At 32.2% G+C, this 16,119-nt stretch carries 15 protein-coding genes; 14 read left to right on the forward strand and 1 reads right to left on the reverse strand.

What is annotated here, in order from left to right:
* The first annotated feature begins 4 nt into the window (after window positions 1–4).
* From hypF to HBE96_RS14805, 14 genes are all read left to right on the forward strand, one after another.
* Entirely contained in the window at window positions 5–2,359 is a 2,355-nt protein-coding gene (hypF, locus tag HBE96_RS14740; protein WP_169298506.1) for a carbamoyltransferase HypF, read from the forward strand.
* 436 nt (window positions 2,360–2,795) lie between these two features.
* Window positions 2,796–3,002 carry a HypC/HybG/HupF family hydrogenase formation chaperone gene (locus HBE96_RS14745; protein WP_032079709.1) on the forward strand — a complete coding sequence of 69 codons (207 nt, stop codon included), beginning with the start codon at window positions 2,796–2,798 and terminating at the stop codon, window positions 3,000–3,002.
* Complete coding sequence (gene hypD, locus HBE96_RS14750) at window positions 3,002–4,060, forward strand: hydrogenase formation protein HypD (protein ID WP_169298507.1); 1,059 nt, start codon at window positions 3,002–3,004, stop codon at window positions 4,058–4,060. Before HBE96_RS14745 ends, hypD begins: the two co-directional genes overlap by 1 nt.
* Window positions 4,053–5,057, forward strand: a complete 1,005-nt coding sequence (gene hypE, locus HBE96_RS14755) for a hydrogenase expression/formation protein HypE (RefSeq protein WP_169298508.1) — start codon at window positions 4,053–4,055, stop codon at window positions 5,055–5,057. Before hypD ends, hypE begins: the two co-directional genes overlap by 8 nt.
* A gap of 245 nt (window positions 5,058–5,302) precedes the next feature.
* The gene (locus HBE96_RS14760; protein WP_169298509.1) at window positions 5,303–5,671 is read left to right on the forward strand and encodes a four helix bundle protein; all 369 of its coding nucleotides are present in this window, start codon (window positions 5,303–5,305) and stop codon (window positions 5,669–5,671) included.
* A 197-nt stretch (window positions 5,672–5,868) separates the two neighbouring features.
* Complete coding sequence (locus HBE96_RS14765) at window positions 5,869–6,639, forward strand: nucleotide-binding protein (protein ID WP_169298510.1); 771 nt, start codon at window positions 5,869–5,871, stop codon at window positions 6,637–6,639.
* On the forward strand, window positions 6,630–7,958 hold the full coding sequence (locus HBE96_RS14770; RefSeq protein WP_169298511.1) for a nitrogenase component 1: 1,329 nt from the start codon (window positions 6,630–6,632) through the stop codon (window positions 7,956–7,958). Before HBE96_RS14765 ends, HBE96_RS14770 begins: the two co-directional genes overlap by 10 nt.
* The gene (locus HBE96_RS14775; RefSeq protein WP_169298512.1) at window positions 7,955–9,106 is read left to right on the forward strand and encodes a nitrogenase component 1; all 1,152 of its coding nucleotides are present in this window, start codon (window positions 7,955–7,957) and stop codon (window positions 9,104–9,106) included. Before HBE96_RS14770 ends, HBE96_RS14775 begins: the two co-directional genes overlap by 4 nt.
* A 495-nt stretch (window positions 9,107–9,601) precedes the next feature.
* Window positions 9,602–10,222: a sunset domain-containing protein gene (locus tag HBE96_RS26370; RefSeq protein ID WP_243186952.1), complete on the forward strand. Its 621-nt coding sequence runs from the start codon at window positions 9,602–9,604 to the stop codon at window positions 10,220–10,222.
* Between the two features lie 47 nt (window positions 10,223–10,269).
* Window positions 10,270–10,437, forward strand: a complete 168-nt coding sequence (locus HBE96_RS14785) for a transposase family protein (RefSeq protein ID WP_169298513.1) — start codon at window positions 10,270–10,272, stop codon at window positions 10,435–10,437.
* Window positions 10,438–10,615: 178 nt separating this feature from the next.
* Complete coding sequence (locus HBE96_RS14790; protein ID WP_169298514.1) at window positions 10,616–12,322, forward strand: AAA family ATPase; 1,707 nt, start codon at window positions 10,616–10,618, stop codon at window positions 12,320–12,322.
* A gap of 233 nt (window positions 12,323–12,555) precedes the next feature.
* Window positions 12,556–13,239: a hypothetical protein gene (locus HBE96_RS14795; protein ID WP_243186953.1), complete on the forward strand. Its 684-nt coding sequence runs from the start codon at window positions 12,556–12,558 to the stop codon at window positions 13,237–13,239.
* A gap of 33 nt (window positions 13,240–13,272) precedes the next feature.
* Window positions 13,273–13,809 (forward strand): CPBP family glutamic-type intramembrane protease, encoded by a 537-nt coding sequence (locus HBE96_RS14800; RefSeq protein ID WP_169298515.1) that lies wholly within the window; start codon window positions 13,273–13,275, stop codon window positions 13,807–13,809.
* A 148-nt stretch (window positions 13,810–13,957) separates the two neighbouring features.
* Complete coding sequence (locus tag HBE96_RS14805; protein WP_169298516.1) at window positions 13,958–15,193, forward strand: mechanosensitive ion channel family protein; 1,236 nt, start codon at window positions 13,958–13,960, stop codon at window positions 15,191–15,193.
* A gap of 178 nt (window positions 15,194–15,371) precedes the next feature.
* On the opposite strand, the gene HBE96_RS14810 is transcribed toward HBE96_RS14805, so the two are convergent.
* Window positions 15,372–15,989, reverse strand: coding sequence for a HutD family protein (locus tag HBE96_RS14810; protein ID WP_169298517.1), 618 nt, complete (start codon window positions 15,987–15,989; stop codon window positions 15,372–15,374).
* Window positions 15,990–16,119 lie beyond the last annotated feature (130 nt).

A 16,119-nucleotide genomic window follows, 5' to 3' on the forward strand; every position in this document is an offset into this window, starting at 1 on the left:
TAAAATGAAAAATTATAAAACTTTACTTATTAGAGTTTATGGTATCGTTCAGGGAGTTGGATTCAGACCTACAGTAAGCCGGCATGCAGATAAAAATCGTATACTTGGAAGTGTGTGCAACAAAGGACCTTACGTAGAAATATGGGCACAGGGTGCAGAAAGTAGATTAGAAGGTTTTGTGTATGATTTAGAACACAATCCTCCAAAGCGTTCATCAATATTAAAAATTGATGTGCATGAAGTGGAGGAATCAAAAGAATTTAAGGACTTTGAAATTATTGAAAGTGAACATGTCCAAGGTGAGATTTTTGTATCTCCAGATATTGCTATTTGTCCAGAATGTATAAAGGAACTTTTTGATAAGAATAACAGACGATATCTTCATCCCTTTATAAACTGTACATGCTGCGGCCCAAGACTCACTATTTTAGATTCCATGCCTTATGATCGTGTACGTACTAGTATGGGTGAATTTCCTATGTGTCCGGAATGTGAATATGAATATACTCATGCCGAAACCAGAAGATATGATGCACAGCCAGTATGTTGTAATGAATGTGGTCCTGAGGTTTATATCATTGGAAGAGATAAGCGAGGAAGAGCTGCAATTACTTATACAAGACAGGTAATACATGATGGAGGCATTGCAGCTATAAAGGGAATTGGAGGTTTTCATCTTTGTTGTGATGCTTCAAATCAGCAAGCTGTAGAGAGGCTTAGAAAATTAAAAACGAGGCCTGCAAAGCCCTTTGCCATTATGATGAAGGATATGGAAACAGTAGAACGCGAATGTGAAGTTACAAAAGTTCAAAAAGAAGTACTTGATGGACATCAGAAACCAATCATACTTTTAAATAGAAAACCAAGTGGAAGAGTGTGTGATGTTGTATCACCTGATAATCCAAAGGTGGGAGTAATGCTGCCATATGCTCCTTTGCAGCTTTTAATATTTACATATGATGATGATATAGTAATGCCGGATTGCCTAGTTATGACAAGTGGTAATACATCAGGTGCACCAATATGTAGAGATGATAATGATGCAATAAAAGAATTATCAAAGTTGAGTGATGTTATTTTATCACACAATAGGATGATTCGTATTCGTGCAGATGATTCAGTTATGGATTTCTTTGAAGAAAAACCTTATATGATAAGGCGTTCCAGAGGATATGCACCGCTGCCCTTTATGGTTTCAAAGGGATTTAAGGGAGAAGTACTTGCAGTGGGTGGTGAACTGAAAAATACTTTTTGTATAGGCAAAAATGATTTGTTTTATCAGTCACCATATATTGGTGACATGGAAGATTTAAGAACAGTAAAAGCTTTAAAAGAATCCATTACGAGATTGGAAACTTTGCTTGAGACGAAGCCAACCGTTGTAGCATGTGACATGCATCCGAAGTATAACACTACTTACGTGGCACAGGAAATTGGACTTCCAATGCTGCAGGTTCAACATCATTATGCACATATCCTATCATGTATGGCTGAAAATGATTATTCTGATCCGGTTATAGGTGTTTCTTTTGATGGAACAGGCTATGGAACGGATGGAACCATTTGGGGAGGGGAGTTATTAAAGGCTACTTATGATGGCTTTGAAAGACTGGGCAGCATAAAACCCTTTGCTCAGATTGGTGGTGATTTGTCAGCTAAAGAAGGATGGCGAATTGCAGTAAGTATGATTTATGGTATATACAAGGATAAGGTTAAAGCTGCTGAAATTGTAAAACAGCTTAAATTGTGTGATGAGAAGAATTGTAGTGTTCAGTTTATGATGGCTGACAATAAAATAAACAGCATAATATCTACAAGTGCAGGGCGTTTGTTTGATGCTGTAAGTGCTGTTTTGAATATTAGAAAACAGTCGTCTTTTGAAGGGGAAGCGTCTATGACCCTTGAATTTAAAGCAGAAGCTTATGAAGAGAAAAATGTGATTCATAATGGTGATGGTAATTTCTGCGAGTTAGATAGTATTGAATTGCCAAAGCTTGTTTATGAAAATTCAGATGGAAAGTTAATTATGGCAGCTGATGTTTTAGTAAAGAAAATCATAGAGGAAACTTTAGTTGGAAAAGATTCAGAGATGCTTGCCTATTTTTTTCATGAAAAGTTGTCAGACATGATTGCAGCTGCATGCGCTTATGCTTCAGAAAAAAGTGGAATCAAAACTATAGCTTTAAGCGGTGGAGTGTATCAGAACCAGTTGTTATTAAAAATGAGTATAGAACGTTTGAGGAAAAAGGGTTTTAGAGTTTTAACCCATAGTTTATTGCCGCCGAATGATGGTGGAATTGCAATAGGGCAGGCAATAGCAGCAATGAAATATGTGAATAAATCGACTTTAGAAGTTTAAAAATATTGCTACACTATTTTTGAGAGGACAAAGAATAGAAAATAGAGGACAGAGGACAAAGGACAGAGGACAGTGAAGGAGGATTTTTCTCCGCTACTCTACGAAAAATCTTTAATTTATATAAACTTTAATTTTGCAAGTAAATCTGCAAATCATTGATACTATTTAATTTCTTTATGAAAAACTTTTTGTACTAAAATATAGCTATATCAATGCTCATATAGATTACTTGTGGAATTCAAGATAAATTAAATATGTTTTGCTTTAGCAAAAAAGATTGAAAATAAATTAGTTTTCTGACGTAAGGAAGAAAACTTACCATCATTGTCCTCTGTCCTCTGTCAATTGTCCTCTGTTTAGAAATCTGTATTGTAGCTTGGTTATATTAAGTAAAATTTGAAGATTGAATAAATAAATTTAAAGAAGGAGAATAGTTATGTGTGTAGGTTTGCCAGCAAAAGTTGTAAAGGTTAAAGAAGGTATGGCAATCATTGATGCTTCAGGGGCAAAAAGAGAAGTGTCTGCAGAGTTAATTGATGAATTGGAACCAGGGGATTATGTTATGGTTCATGCAGGAATTGCCATTGCTAAAATTACAAACGATGATAAGAGTGAAACAGATAAGATCATGGAGGAATTATAATGGCTGAAAATATAAAAAAAACCGCAAAGGAGATTATTGAAGCTTACAGTGGACCTAAGCTTCGTATTATGGAAGTTTGCGGAACTCATACTCATGAAATATTCAGGCTTGGAATAAGAAGTATTCTTCCAAAGAATATTGAACTTATATCGGGACCAGGATGTCCGGTTTGCGTCACCAATGTTGGATTTATTGATGAAGCTATTATGCTGGCTCTTAATCATAATGTCACAATATGTACCTTTGGAGATTTGGTAAGAGTGCCGGGTTCAGAAATGAGCCTTGCAGGAGCCAGGTCAAAGGGCGCTAAAGTTCAAATAGTATATTCGCCTATTGATGCTTATGAGTATGCTAAAGCTAACCTTGATGAGCAGGTAGTATTTTTATCAGTAGGATTTGAAACAACCACGCCTGCCAGCTGTTTGTCAGTGAAAAAAGCCAAGGAAGCAAGACTTGCAAATTTTGCGTTACTTACAGCAAACAAAACTATGCCAGCAGCATACAGAGCTTTGAAAGGTAGCGCAGATGCATTTTTATATCCAGGTCATGTACATGCCATTACAGGTACAAATTTGTGTGAAAGTTTGGTTAATGAAGGCGTTAGCGGAGTGATAACAGGTTTTACTGCAAATGAAATTATGACAGCACTTGCGGTAGTAATCACAAGGCTACAGGAAGGTGGAAGTTTCTTTAAAAATTGTTATCCAAGGGTTGTTACACAGGTGGGAAGTAAAGCAGCGCAAAGCATTGTATCTGAAATTATGGAAGAGTGTGATTCTGAATGGAGGGGTCTTGGCGTTATCAAAAATTCAGGCCTTAAATTGAAAGAAGCTTATAAAGAGTTTGATGCTAGAAATAAATTCAATTTACCAAAAGTCACAGGAAAAAGTAATCCAGCATGCCGCTGCGGTGATGTTCTGCAGGGAAAATGCAAGCCATCAGATTGCAGGGTATTTGGAAAAGGATGTACACCACTGCATCCTGTTGGAGCATGTATGGTATCTAATGAAGGTGCATGTTCAGCATATTATCAGTATGGAGGGAATATAAATGGATAAAATAGTTACACTGGCTCATGGAGCTGGAGGAAAACAAACATCAGAATTAATAGATCAGGTTTTTAAAGCTCATTTTTCCAATCCTGACCTTACAGCAGATGATGCTGCAGTATTGAATGTTAAGGGAGGAAAACTAGCATTTACCACAGATGGATTTATTGTTTCTCCATCAGAGTTTCCAGGTGGAAATATAGGTAAATTAAGCATTTGTGGTACAGTAAATGACTTGTCCTGTATGGGAGCTAAGCCATTGTACTTATCCTGTGCCTTTGTAATTGAAGAAGGTTTTCCAATGGAGAAATTAGAAAAAATTGCAGCAGCTATGGAAAAGACTGCAGATGAAGCAGGAGTTAAAATAGTAGCTGGAGATACAAAGGTAGCTGGAAAGGGACAGGTTGATGGTGTATTTATAACAACAACAGGTATTGGTCAGATTATAGATGGTGTCAATACTTCCGGATTTAATGCAAAACCTGGTGATGCAATTATTGTAACAGGTGATATAGGAAGACATGGATGTACTGTTTTACTTGCACGAAATGAGTTTGGAATTGAAGCGGATGTAGCAAGTGATTGTGCACCATTGTGGGGAACAGTAAAAGCTATGCTTGATGAGTCAAAAGATATTCATGTAATTAGAGATGCTACCCGTGGAGGTGTAGGGACAGTATTATATGAAATTGCAGATCAGAGCAAAGTTGGAATTAGACTGGATTCAAAGAGTATACCAGTAGCAGATGGTGTAAAAGGGGTATGCGGCATGCTTGGACTTGAGCCATTATATCTTGCATGTGAAGGCAGACTTGTTATTTTTGCTCCAAAAGAAGTTGCTCCAAAGCTTGTGGATACATTACATAAAGGGAAGTATTCCAAAGATGCAGCTATTATTGGTGAAGTAACCTGTGATATGGCAGGACGTGTTATTGTAAAAACAGAAATTGGTGCTGAAACATTGCTGCCACCTCCAGGAGGAGAATTGCTTCCAAGAATATGCTAATACAATAACAGTTGAACACTAGTAAATTATAACTCAGCTTTCGAAGTTGTTGTGTAATAGGTCGTATTGTTTTTGAGAGGACAATTGACATAGGACAGAGGACAGTGTGAAGGAGGATTTTTCTCCGCTACACTACGAAAAATCTTTAATTTATAAATCTAGGTTTCACATTTTTTAAAACTGAATAAATTTGTATGAATAAGTCTAATATTTTAGATGAATTGATAAATTTAGGAGGTTAAAGATTGAAAGAAAACTTAACTTATAAAAAATCCTTTGTTTTTGCAAAAGAAATTGTTAACTTATATAAATATTTAGCTGAAGAAAAGAAGGAATACATTATTTCAAAACAGATTTTTAGATCAGGAATAAGTATAGGAGCAAACGTAAAGGAAGGACTAGAAGCTCAAAGCAGAAGAGATTTTTTAAATAAGATGAATGTAGCGCTTAAAGAAGCATCTGAAACAGAGTATTGGTTAGAACTTTTAATTGCTACTAAATATATTGATGCTAGCGTATCAGAGAAATTGATTATTAAATGTAAAGAACTAAATAAAATCTTAAATTCTATTGTTAAAACAACAAAGAAAAATTTAAAAATGATAGATGATTGATACAGCCTAACGGCTTGCGACAAAGTCGCTTAGTCATGAAAAATAATTAAAGGTTTTTCGTAGTGTAACGGAGGAAAAGCAACAATCACTGTCCTCTGTCAATTGTCCTCTGTCCTCTCAAGAGATTTCACATTATTCTTATATTGAGTCAAAATTTTGAGTGTATGAAAGGTGAGTTAGAGTATGGGAGGGGTATTATGATAAAAATTGCAGTATATGGAAAAGGTGGTATTGGAAAATCTACAACAGTTTCTAATATATCAGCTGCACTTGCTGATAAGGGAATAAGGGTTATGCAGATTGGATGTGATCCTAAAGCTGATTCTACAGTTTCACTTCATGATAAAACAAAAGTGAATACGGTGCTTGAACTTGTAAGAACTAATAAAGATGATTTTACCCTGGAGGATATGGTGACCATTGGATACAATGGGGTAATATGTGTGGAGGCAGGTGGCCCTAATCCTGGCTTAGGCTGTGCAGGCAGAGGAATTATAGCAGCTCTTGAAAAGTTAAAAGAAAAAGGTGCCTATGAAGTATATAAACCAGATGTAGTGATATATGACGTACTTGGAGATGTAGTATGTGGAGGATTTTCCATGCCAATGCGTAAGGGTTATGCAGATAAAGTATTTATTATAACCTCAGGTGAAAATATGGCTATTCATGCCGCAGCCAATATTGCCATGGCTATAGATAATTTTAAGAATAGAGGTTATGCAGGTCTTGGAGGTCTTATTCTTAACAGAAGAAATGTGAAAAATGAATATGAAAAAGTAAGTGAACTGGCAGAGGATATTCATTCAGAAATAGTTGGTACTTTGGACATGAGTGAAACTGTTCAGGAAGCAGAGAGTTTGAATAAAACAGTAATAGAAGCATTTCCTCAAAGTGACATGGCAAAACAATATAGAAAGCTTTCCGAGACTATCATGAGGATATGTGGAAAGGAGACATCATGCTTGTAAATGTATCTGGACATGTTGATGAAAAAGGTGCCTGTACTGCAATAAAAGATGCTGCATTTCCTGCACCCTTTATATCCGGACTTGAATATAATGCTCCTTCAAGGGGAGTATGGAATATAGTTCATGTTGGAATGCTTATTCCAAAATCACATCAGATATATATATGTGCAGCAAATTGTTTAAGAGGTGTTGTTCTCACAGCAGCAGAAATGGGCACATTAGATAGATTTTCAACTATAGCTGTACAGGAGAACAATGTGCTGGAAGGTGACATGGAAGAACTTATAATAGAAGGTGTGTCAGATATACTTGAAAAGCTTCCACAAAAACCTCCAGCAGTTTTAATATTTACCGCCTGCATACATCATTTTATGGGATGTGATTTGGAGCTTGTTTATAGTGAACTTAGAAAAAGATATCCCCATGTGGATTTTGCAGATTGTTATATGGACCCAATTATGAGGAAAAGCGGTTTGACGCCAGATCAGAAGATGAGGCGTCAGCTTTATAGTATTCTTGAACCAATGGAGATTAATAAAAAAAGCATTAATATTATAGGTAACAATATTCCTATGGATGAAAGCAGTGAATTAATACGGATTATTCGCGAAAATGGATATGAACTTAAAGATATTACTCTTTGCAAAACTTATGATGAATATCTTAAGATGGCTGAAAGCTGTGTTAATATATCCTGTCTGCCTGTTGCAATACCAGGTGGAGAGTATTTGCAGGAAAAATTAGGACAAAAGCATTTGCATTTGCCTTTATGTTATGGGTTTGATGAAATAACAGAAAATTTAAATACGCTAAATGAATACTTGGGATTACCCAAAGAAGAATATAAACATGAAAAATTAGCAGCTCTAAATGCTTTAAAAGAAGCAAAAGAAGTAATTGGAGATGCAGAGATTTCTATAGATTATACAGCTGTTCCAAGATCTTGTGGATTAGCAAGATTGCTTGTTGAAAATGGATTTAATGTGGAAAGATTATATGTGGATTCATTTACGGAATATGACAAAACAGATTTTAATTGGCTTGTAAAAAACAAACCTGAAATGAAAGTGTATGCTACAGTACATGCAAAGATGCGTTTAGTAGACAGAAAATGTGATGAGAAGAGTCTTGCAATAGGGCAGAAGGCTGCTTATTTTACAGGGAGTGAATACTTTGTAAATATAGTAGAAGGCGGTGGAATGTATGGTTTTGATGGAATTGTCAAATTAGCTGGACTTATGAAAGAAGCTTTTACATTTCCGAAAAATGTACGTACGCTTATACAAATGAAAGGATTGGGGTGTGATTGCTTACTATGAAACAGGCTTCAGCATTTATTTCAACATATACCGCAGATGTGTCAGGTGTTTGTTCCGCACTGTATGAATTAGGCGGAATGACTGTTATGCATGATGCATCAGGGTGTAATTCAACATATACCACTCACGACGAACCACGCTGGTATGATATGGAAAGTATGATTTATATTACAGGACTTTCTGAAATGGAAGCTATTATGGGGGATGATGAAAAATTAATAAATGACATTGTAACAGCTGCCAATGACTTGCATCCTAAATTTATAGCTATTGCAGGTACACCCATTCCAATGATGATGGGTACAGATTTTCCTGCTATTGCAGAAGTAATTGAAAATGAAACTGGAATTTCCACATTTGCTATTGAAACAAATGGAATGCATTCTTATATATGTGGAGCAGGGCAAGCTCTTGCTGAAATAGTAAAACGATTTACACTAGAGGGTATATCCAAGATAACAAAAAGTGTAAATGTACTTGGGGCTACTCCTTTAGATTATTCTGTAAATAGCAGTGTGGATAGCATTAGAAGGCGATTAATTGAAGCAGGTTTTCAGGTTTTATCTGTATGGGCAATGGGGAGCACATTAGAAGAAATGAAACAAGCTGGAGCTGCAGAAGTAAATTTAGTTGTTTCTTCCACTGGACTTTTAGCAGCAAAAGAATTACAGAAAAAGTTTGGAACACCATATGTTGTAGGTGTTCCCATGGCAGATAAGTTTGCAGCTGTAGTAATGAAAGCACTGGATAGAGCAATTACTACAGGAAAATCACAAATTGCATATGATAAGAGAACTGCTCACCATGGTGACACAGTTATTATTGGAGAAAGCATTTATTCAGAATCATTAGCTGCAGCGCTTGCACTTGAAAAGAATATGAAGGTTAATGTTTTATGTCCTTTGGAAACAGAACCTGATTTGCTGTTACAGGGGGATGTTGCAGCAGAAGATGAGGATAGTATTATGACATATTTGAAGAGTGTAAAAACAGTAATTGCAGATTCTATTTATCGAAGTATTATTAAGCCAGGTACTAAATTTATATCACTTCCACATGAAGCTTTTTCAGGAAGACTTTATAGAAAGGGTATTCCGGATTTGGTTGATGATGTGAAGATGTTATTTAGAGGAAAGGAAGTCGAATAACATTTTATAAAATAAGAATGAGGTATGGACTAATGGATAGGAGTTTAGATTTAAGTTTAAGGGAAATAGAATGGTATTTAATTTGAGAAATGTGTTTCGGATTTAAAGTTAAAGAGTTACTAGCTAATAGTGTCAATAGGTGATATTAGTTAGTAGCTCTTTATTTTTGATGGTGTAGATATGTCGATTAGGGAGTATTATTTTACATATAATAACCATAATCTAGAGGAATTTCGGTTTTATTGTAGAAATATATATAATAGTTAAATAATTCTATTTGGATTTATGGATATGGGCCACCATCTAGAGTATACAAAATTTGTTTACTGCTAAATTTCATGGCTTAAAACATTTATAATAAAATGAAGTTATGCTATATGAAAATTAATATGGAGGTGAAAAATATTGATGAAGAACTTGTAGTGTTTATAATCCACCACTATAGAAAAGTATCCTTTAAAGCTTTAACTATTTATTCTATGGTGGATTTAGAATATGATGAATTTTATGAAGGGAATGATATGCATGAAGTTAATAATAAAGTTTATAGTCGCATTAATGATAATAGCATTAATAATAAAAATTTTAGGTTTAGCAATGCTTATAGCGCCAATAATAGGGCTAATTTACTTATTTTCTAATCATGAGAGATTCAAAAGTTATTCAAATCTAAAAAAAGGTGCAATAGCAACGGCATTGTTGGTAATAGCTTTTATTGGAGCAGGGATTACTTTTGGAACTGGTTCTACACATAATAGTCAAGTAGCTACAAGTGTTGATTCTAAACAAAGTGCGGATACATCAGCAAAACAGCAGGAACAACAGAGATTAAAAGAAGAACAAGAAAAGAAAGATACTGAAGAAAAGGTTAAAAAGCAAGCAGAAGAAAATGCAAAAAATACTGCAAAAGATACCGAAACACAGAGTCATTCAAATGACCCAAGTAATTCAAATACATCTTCAGATCATGGTTCAATAAAAGGTAATATAAACTCAAAAGGGGAAAAAATTTATCATGTACCAGGGGGAGCATTTTATGACAAGACTGATGCTGAGGAATGGTTTAATACAGAAGCAGAAGCCCAAGCAGCAGGATACAGAAAATCCAAAAGGTAGGAAAAATAAGTACTATAGCAGAACAAACACATGAATAAATTTCAGATATGATAAGTTTAATGAAAAATATTGAAGATCTAAGACAAAAGAAGAAAATAAAGTATCCAATTAATGAAGTTGTTGGTATGGTACTATTTGTATCTTTAGGAAATGCTAATGAATGGACTGAAATAAAGGTGTTTTGTAATTCGCATGAAGACCAACCAACTGCATAAGTAAAATTATGAAAATATAATCTGAATGTAATTTTACTTATGTAGTTATAAATTTTCATGCGTTTGTTCTGGTTAGATAGAATGATTTTGTTTAAACAAGTTAAATTGTAGGATATAATATTAAATGAAAAACTATTTTTCGATGTTTTAAAGATGAATGTGGAATGGATGTGATAATGTGAATTTTAAACCATTACCAATAGGTGTAGATAATTTTCAAAAATTAATAACTAGAAATTATTATTATGTGGATAAAACATTACTTATAAAAGATTTGTTAGATAATAAAGCGGATGTTAACTTATTTACAAGACCAAGAAGATTTGGAAAGACCTTAAATATGAGTATGCTGCAATATTTTTTTGAGAATAGTGAAAAAGATAATTCTTATTTATTTGAAAACTTAAATATAATGGAGTCAGGTGAAGAATACTTATTACATATGGGTAAGTATCCTGTAATAAATATATCATTAAAATCTGCGAAACAGCCAACCTTTGAATTGGCATTAAAGTGTATTAAAGATGAGCTTGTAGATGAATTTAGACGTCATGATTATATTTTAAAAAGTGATAAATTAAATAAAGAAAAAGAAGAATATGAAAGAATAGAAAGTAAAGAGTCTGGTGAAGAACTTTATGTAACAGCATTAAAATTTTTAGCACAATGTTTGGAGAAGTACCATGATGAAAAAGTAATAATACTTATAGATGAATATGATGTACCTCTTGAAAATGCATTTTTTGAGGGCTTTTATGATAGAATGATTAAATTTATAAGGTCTCTTTTCGAATCAGCATTAAAAACAAATTCATCCTTAGAATTTGCTGTTATAACAGGATGCTTGAGAATTTCAAGAGAAAGCATATTTACAGGTTTGAATAATCTGGAAATTATATCGATATTAAATGAATATTATGATGAATACTTTGGATTTACTCAAAAGGAAGTTAGTAAAATCCTTGAAGATTACGGACTTAGTGAAAAGGAAGAGTTAACTAAGAACTGGTATAATGGATATATTTTTGGTGAGACACAGGTATACAATCCTTGGAGTGTTGTAAAATTTGTGAAAGATTTATACAAAAATAAAAATGTATTTCCATCATCTTATTGGGCAAATACAAGCTCTAACAGTATAGTTAAAAGCTTGATAGAAAGAGCGGACTCTAAAACTAAGCAGGAGATAGAATTATTAATTGAAGGAAAAAGCATAGAAAAACCAGTTCATGAAGATATAACCTATGATGAAATCTATGATACCATGGATAATCTATGGAATTTTATGTTCTTTACTGGATATTTTAAAAAAGTTAATGAAAGAATGGATAATGAAGATAAACGTTATTTAGAGCTTAGTATACCAAATCGAGAAGTTAAATATATTTTTAAAACTAAAATTTTAAAGTGGTTTGATGATAAGGTGAAAGCAAAAGATTTAAGTGTTTTATACACTGCCATATTTGACAAAGACAGTGATACATTTCAAAAGGAATTAAATAAGATTTTAAAAGAAACCATAAGCTTTAATGATGCCTATGAAAATTTTTATCATGGTTTTGTAGTAGGAGTTCTTGCAAATATGCATGATCACATAGTTAAGTTTAACAGAGAAACTGGTAAGGGTAGGTGTGATATTTATATAAAACCTATTTCAATATTTGATACAGCAATAATAATAGAACTTAAGATTTGTGATAGTCCAAAAGATATGTTAAAAAAGTGTGATGAAGCTTTAAAACAAATAGAAAAGAATCAGTACGAGATGGAACTTCAGCAAGAGGGTTATGAGAACATAATAAAGTATGGAATTTCTTTTTATAGAAAGGACTGTATGATTAAAATATCTAGTAATTCAGGGGTTAATGGCCTCAATCTAAAATAGAAGTTATTTACAAGAACTGATATTTAAACTGTAAACTTGTATTTATAAATCAATGATTGCAAGTTTGCAGTTTTTTTATTTTGAGAAGTTATTTTTGAAACTGCTTAAATAGGATTTTTTATATTTCGTTTATTATTTGTCTGAGCATCTTAGAACGCTTGTATGGTATCTCTTCAAGCATCATTAGTATTAATGAATCCTTTAGTTTTCCTATTAAAATATTAGTGTTTATCTTGACTCAAGAAAGTTTTAATAAATATTCAGATAAGACACAAATATTAGCACAACTTCTTTTTATTAATAGAGTGTTTAATTCATATAGTGAAGCAATGATGAAAGTTGAAAAGAAAATGTCTATTCTGATGAAAGAGGCACTGAATATGTTATGGGATTATTTGGAGAACAAATGTGATATCAGTAATTTTGAGGTGTTTTCTAATGGAATTGATGCTGTTACTTTATTTCTCAATACAGGAGAAGAAATAGAAGCAGAGGAAAATCTAAATTTCTGGGAAAGATATTCAGATGAATGGCACGATACTACTAATTCAATATTATTGCTCAATGCTTTTGGTGCATTATTTTTTCAAATACATGAAAAAAGTATAGATTGGTATTCAATAAGTGAGGAATGCCTTTTAGCAGAGATTAATGAAATTGTTGGAAGTTATTTTGAAAATGTTTATACAAATCCAACAGGTGGATATAAATATGATGAGTTAGAACTTAGAATAAGTGAAATTTGTGAAAGTTCTACTTTTGTAAAGATTATGTCATATATAATAAAAGATATGAAAGAAGCAATAAATTCTGAAGAAAAAGGTGTTAATGAAATTACAAGATTAAGAGCTGAATACAAAAATAAGTTTTTATTTTCCAAAATAGAATGTGAAAGATTAGCTGAGTATTTCAAATAGTAATTTTTTTAATAATTTCTAAGGTGGGAAAGTATGAAAAAACTACATGAATATCTAAAAAAGTTATGTATACCTAAGTTTGTTGCAGTGGCGATAATACCTCAATTAATTTTATATTTTATTGTTTATTATACAATAGATGGATGTATTAGAAAGGCTCCTTATGAGGTTATGTATTCTAATAAGCTTTTAAACAGTAGTTTATATGGGGCATATTGGAGTATTATTGAAGCACCATTTAGAGAAACTTTAATTTTTCAAGTAATTATAATACACATAATTTTACTTTATTCAGATTCCAAGAAAAACCAAATAACGGCAGCAGCTCTATCATCTATAATTTTTGGAGGTGTACATTTTTTACAAACAACAGATTTTATTTGGGCATGTTTTTGGGGGATTAGAACAGGTATCTTCGGATTAATATTAAATTATGCTTATATTATGAATTATTATAAATTTAAAAACAAATTTAAAGGAATAGCAACAGGTATACTAGTAGTTTTTCTAATTCATTCAGGTAATAATTTATTAAGTGCTATATTTTTAAAAATTATTAACATAATCTAGTTATAGTTAATATATGGTCACATTAGTGAGGTTTGACTTGAATTCAACAATCCTGTACTATATTGATAAGTTGTCAATTAAATAATATCGATGTATTAATATATAATGTAAATGATGTATTTTGACATAATTAGAAAGGCGGTAAAGTATGGGATTTATAAAAGAAATGCTGATTGATAAAGGAATTAGTGGAGTAATTGCTGGATATTTATCTTTTAGTGTTGAATTAATTTTATTAATTGTCATATGTCTATTAGCAAACTTTATTACAAAAAGAGTTGTTTTAAATATTATATCCAAGGCAGTATATAAAAATAATATTAAGTGGGACGATTTTTTAGTTGAGAGAAAGGTATTTCATAGAATTTCTAATATTGTACCTTTTGTAATAATTTATATTTCAGCACCTTTATTTGGATCTTTTGAAGAAGTGATTCAAAGAATTGCTCGGGCTATTATATTAGTAATTTCTGTTTTGGTGATTAGTGCAATATTAAATGCTATTGATGATGTTTATAAAACTTATGATATTTCAAAAATTCGTCCTATTACGGGGACTCTGCAAATAGTAAAAATTTTAGCATGTATTTTAATAGGAATTGCTTTAGCTGCAACTTTGTCTGGTACTAATCCAATAGCTATATTAAGCGGAATTGGAGTTTTATCTGCTTTGATTTCTATTATATTTAAGGATCTAATTTTAGGTTTTGTTGCTGGAGTACAATTGACTACTAATGATATGATTCGAATAGGAGACTGGGTTGAGATGACAAAGTATGGTGCTAATGGTCATGTTGTTGAAATACACTTAAGTACTATAAAAATTCAAAATTTTGATGCAACTATTGTATCAGTTCCAGCTTATGCCTTTATGTCTGATTCCTTTAAAAACTGGAGGGGAATATCAGAAGCAGGTGGACGTAGAATTATGCGTTCTATTCTAATTGATATCAGCAGTATAAAATTTTGTTCAGAAGAAATGATAGAGCACTTTAAGAAGATTAATTATTTAAAACAGTATATTGCTGCTAAAGAGGAAGAGTTCACGAAACATAATAAGGAAAACAAGCATGATACGAATTTTTTAATTAATGGAAAACATCTTACTAATATTGCCTGTTTCATGGCTTATATAGAAGAGTATTTAAAAAGTGATCCTAGGATCAGTAAAGAACGTACAATTATGGCAAGACAATTAGCTCCAAATGAAAATGGACTACCTATAGAAATTTATGCATTTGCAACTGATATAGATTTAAAAAAATATGAAACGATTCAATCTGATATTTTTGAGCACTTATTTGCAGTGATAAATGAATTCCAATTAAGGGTGTTCCAAAATCCATCGGGATATGATATTAATCAAATTAGTAAAATTCTTTAGTCATATATTCAAGATCTGAATATAAAACCCCCTTGAAATATAAAGTTCAATCAGAATATTTCAAGGGGGTTATTTGTTTTAGTTAATATTTTAAACTATTTATTATAACTTTCTAAAAGAGACTGTAATAGAACAAAAGTATGGGATTTTATGCAAAAGTAATTTAGAGTTAGATAAACTAATTACGATAAATTATACTTACTATTATATCAGTAATTTCTGAAGTATTGTTAGAAAGCATAAATTCATGGGTACAGCTCGAATTTACACAGTTAATTAAAATTAAATCATTTTTAACAGTTTCGAAAATTTTATCATTAATATTAGAGTTAAATCCACCATTTACAGTATAAAAACAAATTGCTGCTAAATCCTTATTTAATGGAATTTTATATTGGAATTTAAGCTGCTTGTTAGGATTAATATTAAGATGAAGTAATTCACCATTATAATTTTCTCTTGTCATTAAATTAAAAACGGAAGCTTTTCCATAGGTTTTAGTATTCCAATCGCCCATAAAGTGGTCCTGCTCAAAGGGATTAAGTAATTTCTTGTACTTATTTTCATGGTCAAGAGTTATTTTTCCTTCTATAACCATGAATTTACGGGAAACTTTTGGTAGAATACTAAAAGTAGATTCTGGTATATCAATTTTAGCAACTCCCAATCTCCATAAGAAGTTTTTACTGGCATAATCAGAATTTAAGGGATATGTGGTAAGTTCTGTAGCCATGCCTCCAGACCAAAATGTTGGCTTATAATTTTCTTGTCTTAGTAATTCTACATTATATTTCATCTGTTATCTTTAGTGAGAGAGTGTATAACAAGTACTAAACTCTCACTAAAACTCACCTCTTTTCTTTTTATACTATTTCACGTGTATAACATGTTAATAACTTTGTTGATAACTATTTTTTGTTATCGTT

The sequence above is a fragment of the Clostridium muellerianum genome (assembly GCF_012926525.1).
Taxonomy (GTDB): domain Bacteria; phylum Bacillota; class Clostridia; order Clostridiales; family Clostridiaceae; genus Clostridium_AM; species Clostridium_AM muellerianum.

Excerpts from the sequence above, each read along its gene's own strand:
- hypF (WP_169298506.1), top strand. The coding sequence starts at position 5 with ATGAAAAATTATAAAACTTTACTTATTAGAGTTTATGGTATCGTTCAG.
- HBE96_RS14745 (WP_032079709.1), top strand. The coding sequence starts at position 2,796 with ATGTGTGTAGGTTTGCCAGCAAAAGTTGTAAAGGTTAAAGAAGGTATG.
- hypD (WP_169298507.1), top strand. The coding sequence starts at position 3,002 with ATGGCTGAAAATATAAAAAAAACCGCAAAGGAGATTATTGAAGCTTAC.
- hypE (WP_169298508.1), top strand. The coding sequence starts at position 4,053 with ATGGATAAAATAGTTACACTGGCTCATGGAGCTGGAGGAAAACAAACA.
- HBE96_RS14765 (WP_169298510.1), top strand. The coding sequence starts at position 5,869 with ATGATAAAAATTGCAGTATATGGAAAAGGTGGTATTGGAAAATCTACA.
- HBE96_RS14770 (WP_169298511.1), top strand. The coding sequence starts at position 6,630 with ATGCTTGTAAATGTATCTGGACATGTTGATGAAAAAGGTGCCTGTACT.
- HBE96_RS14775 (WP_169298512.1), top strand. The coding sequence starts at position 7,955 with ATGAAACAGGCTTCAGCATTTATTTCAACATATACCGCAGATGTGTCA.
- HBE96_RS26370 (WP_243186952.1), top strand. The coding sequence starts at position 9,602 with ATGATGAATTTTATGAAGGGAATGATATGCATGAAGTTAATAATAAAG.
- HBE96_RS14785 (WP_169298513.1), top strand. The coding sequence starts at position 10,270 with ATGATAAGTTTAATGAAAAATATTGAAGATCTAAGACAAAAGAAGAAA.
- HBE96_RS14800 (WP_169298515.1), top strand. The coding sequence starts at position 13,273 with ATGAAAAAACTACATGAATATCTAAAAAAGTTATGTATACCTAAGTTT.
- HBE96_RS14805 (WP_169298516.1), top strand. The coding sequence starts at position 13,958 with ATGGGATTTATAAAAGAAATGCTGATTGATAAAGGAATTAGTGGAGTA.
- HBE96_RS14810 (WP_169298517.1), bottom strand. The coding sequence starts at position 15,989 with ATGAAATATAATGTAGAATTACTAAGACAAGAAAATTATAAGCCAACA.